Raw genomic sequence first — 2,420 nt, forward strand, 5'->3', positions numbered from 1 at the left:
CAACATGTCCTGTCGGCCCGCCTCGCCGGGGCTCCAGGGTCGGGAGGGCAGGTCATGGCGGGACTCGGTCTCCGCGGAGAAGTTCTCGTGCTTGTTCACGGTGGCCTCCGGAGTCCGTCGAGTTGCCTACCGTCCCAGTCTTCCGCTCCCGCCGGCATTGCCAAGAGCCGAACGGCCCTGATGGGACGACGTGTCGGCCCTATCCGGTGCGGGGCGCAAGCGGAACGGTGAGACTGAAAGAGCAGCCGACCGGCAGGAGGCCGCCGATGAGCCTGCGGGACTTCCTCGACCGGTTCCGTCCGGTGGGGACACCGGGAGCGTCCGCCACCGGCGTGCCCGCCGACCGTACGGCGGAACGGGCCGCGGAACTGGAGCCCGCCCTCGCGCGGCTGACGGACGTGCAGCGGGATGCGGCAGGCATACGGGCCGCCGCGGAAGAAGCAGCCGAGGTCCTCCGGCGCGACACCGCGCGGCAGGCGGAACGCCTCGTCGCCGCCGCCCGCCAGCGTGCCCCCGAAGTGCGCCGACAGGCCGCGGAACCTCTCTTGCGGGAGGCACGGCAGGAAGCTGACGCCCTGCGCGCCGCCGGGGAGAGCGCCGCCTCGGCAGTCCGGCGGCGCGCCGGGGAGCGTATGCCTGGTCTGGTGGATCGTGCGGTGGCCGACGCGCTGCGCCTGGCGGGCCGGGCGGGCGATGTGCCATGAGTGCCGCCTGGGTGGCCGGGGCCGTGCGGGCCAAGGCCCTCGTCCACCGGTACCCAGGTGCCGACGGGGCGCGGGAGGTGGCGGCCTGCGCCACGCTCGATGACGCCTTTCAGCTCCTGGCGGCTACCCCGTACTCGCGGTATGTGCGGACGGCGGCCGGTCTGCCCGAGGCACAGCGGGCGGTGACCGCCACGCTGCTGTGGCACCTGCGAGTGCTGGCCGGCTGGCTGCCCCGGAGCGGTTCCCGCCTGCTCGTTCCGCTGGCCGCGGGGTTCGAGATCGCCAATGTGACCTCGCGATTGCTCGCACTGGACGCCCACCGTCCGGATGCTCCGGCGCCCTACCGGCTCGGAGCGCTCGAGACAGCGTGGCGGAGCCTGGAGCGTGCCGGAACACTCGCGGAACTGCGGGCTGCGCTCGCTGCCTCGCCCTGGGGCGATCCTGGCGGCGACACGCCCTGGGCACTGATCACCGGCATGCGGATGGCCGCCGCTCGGCGCACCGCCGGCACCGTGCCGCCCGCACGCCACTGGGCCGAAGGGCGCGCCGCACTGCTCGTCGCCCGAGAACTGTTCGTGTACCGGCGCCCTCTGCCGATACCCGTGCAGCATGACGCAACCCGGCTGCTCGGGGCCCGGGCGACGTCCGCCGCCTCGTACCAGGAGTTCCGCGCGGGCCTCACCTCGACGGCCCGTTGGGTCGTGGCGGAGGTGGCGGAGCCAGGCGGGCTGTGGCGGGCCGAGGCCGGCTGGTGGGAGAGAGTGCAACACGACGGCGCGCTGATGCTGCGCGATGGCCGGTACGGCCCGCGCGTGGTCGTGGGCGCGGTCGCGGTGCTGTCCGTGGACGCCTGGCGAGTGAGGGCGGCGCTGGAGTCGGCGGCACGGGGCGGGCGGCCCGTGGAGGTGTTCGATGCCCTTGCCTGACGTGATGACGCCGGTCCGGATGCGCCGTGTGGCGGTGATCGTGCCGCAGGTGGCTCTGCGGGACGCACTGCTGCGGATCGCCGAAGCGGGATGCGTGGAGCTCGACCGCGCCGAGGAGGCGGCTCCGGGAGCGGCGGCGGTACGGCTGCAGCGGCTGCGGGGGCATGCCGCGCCGGGCGGGCCCGAAAGCGGCACATCGGCCGCCCTGGCCGCCGACCCGCCCGACCTCGACCTCCTCGAAGCACGCCGCAGCGTCGCGTTGCTGGCGGGCGAAGCCCAGTTGGAGGAGCGCGCGGAAGGGGCGGTACGACGCGGGGAGGTGGCCGCGCTGGCCGGATGGTGCCCGGCCGCCGAGGTGCCCCGCGTAGCGGGCCGGCTGGCAGCCGCGGGCGGCGCACTGGTGGAACTGCCGTCCCCTCGTGGCACCGATCCGCCGACGCTCCTGCGACCGGGCAGGTCCGTTTCCTTCACGCCGCTGGTGACGACCTACGGGACACCGGCCTACGCGGACCTCGACCCGTCGTGGCCGGCGGGCCTCGCCTACGTGGCGATGTTCGGGATCATGTTCGGTGACGTGGGGCACGGGGCCCTGCTGCTGTCCGGCGCGCTCGCGCTGCGCCTCGGGCGGCCCCGTCGGCTCGCCCGGCTGAGCCGCCTCTGGCCGTTCCTGGCGGGCGCCGGAGTGGCCGCCATGCTCGCGGGCGCCGCTTACGGAGAGTTCTTCGGTCCGACCGGCCTGCTGCCGGTTCTGTGGCTGAGCCCGTTGGACAGTCCGGCCCGTCTCCTGGCC

General features: G+C 74.8%; 3 protein-coding genes. All 3 read left to right on the forward strand.

Annotated elements, in window-relative coordinates; translation table 11 throughout:
• Positions 1 to 266 precede the first annotated feature (266 nt).
• The gene (locus tag ACFW2E_RS45310) at positions 267 to 704 is read left to right on the forward strand and encodes a hypothetical protein (protein WP_384477587.1); all 438 of its coding nucleotides are present in this window, start codon (positions 267 to 269) and stop codon (positions 702 to 704) included.
• Positions 701 to 1,630, forward strand: coding sequence for a hypothetical protein (locus ACFW2E_RS45315; protein WP_384477590.1), 930 nt, complete (start codon positions 701 to 703; stop codon positions 1,628 to 1,630). The genes ACFW2E_RS45310 and ACFW2E_RS45315 overlap by 4 nt, the downstream gene beginning before the upstream one ends.
• The coding region (locus ACFW2E_RS45320; protein WP_384477592.1) for a V-type ATPase 116kDa subunit family protein at positions 1,617 to 2,420 on the forward strand (804 nt) is incomplete at its 3' end. The genes ACFW2E_RS45315 and ACFW2E_RS45320, both read left to right, overlap by 14 nt.

This window comes from Streptomyces sp. NPDC058964, from assembly GCF_042741275.1.
Classification (GTDB): Bacteria; Actinomycetota; Actinomycetes; order Streptomycetales; family Streptomycetaceae; genus Streptomyces.

Bases quoted from the DNA above. Each gene is read 5' to 3' on its own strand.
- ACFW2E_RS45310 (WP_384477587.1), top strand. From the start codon at position 267: ATGAGCCTGCGGGACTTCCTCGACCGGTTCCGTCCGGTGGGGACACCG.
- ACFW2E_RS45315 (WP_384477590.1), top strand. From the start codon at position 701: ATGAGTGCCGCCTGGGTGGCCGGGGCCGTGCGGGCCAAGGCCCTCGTC.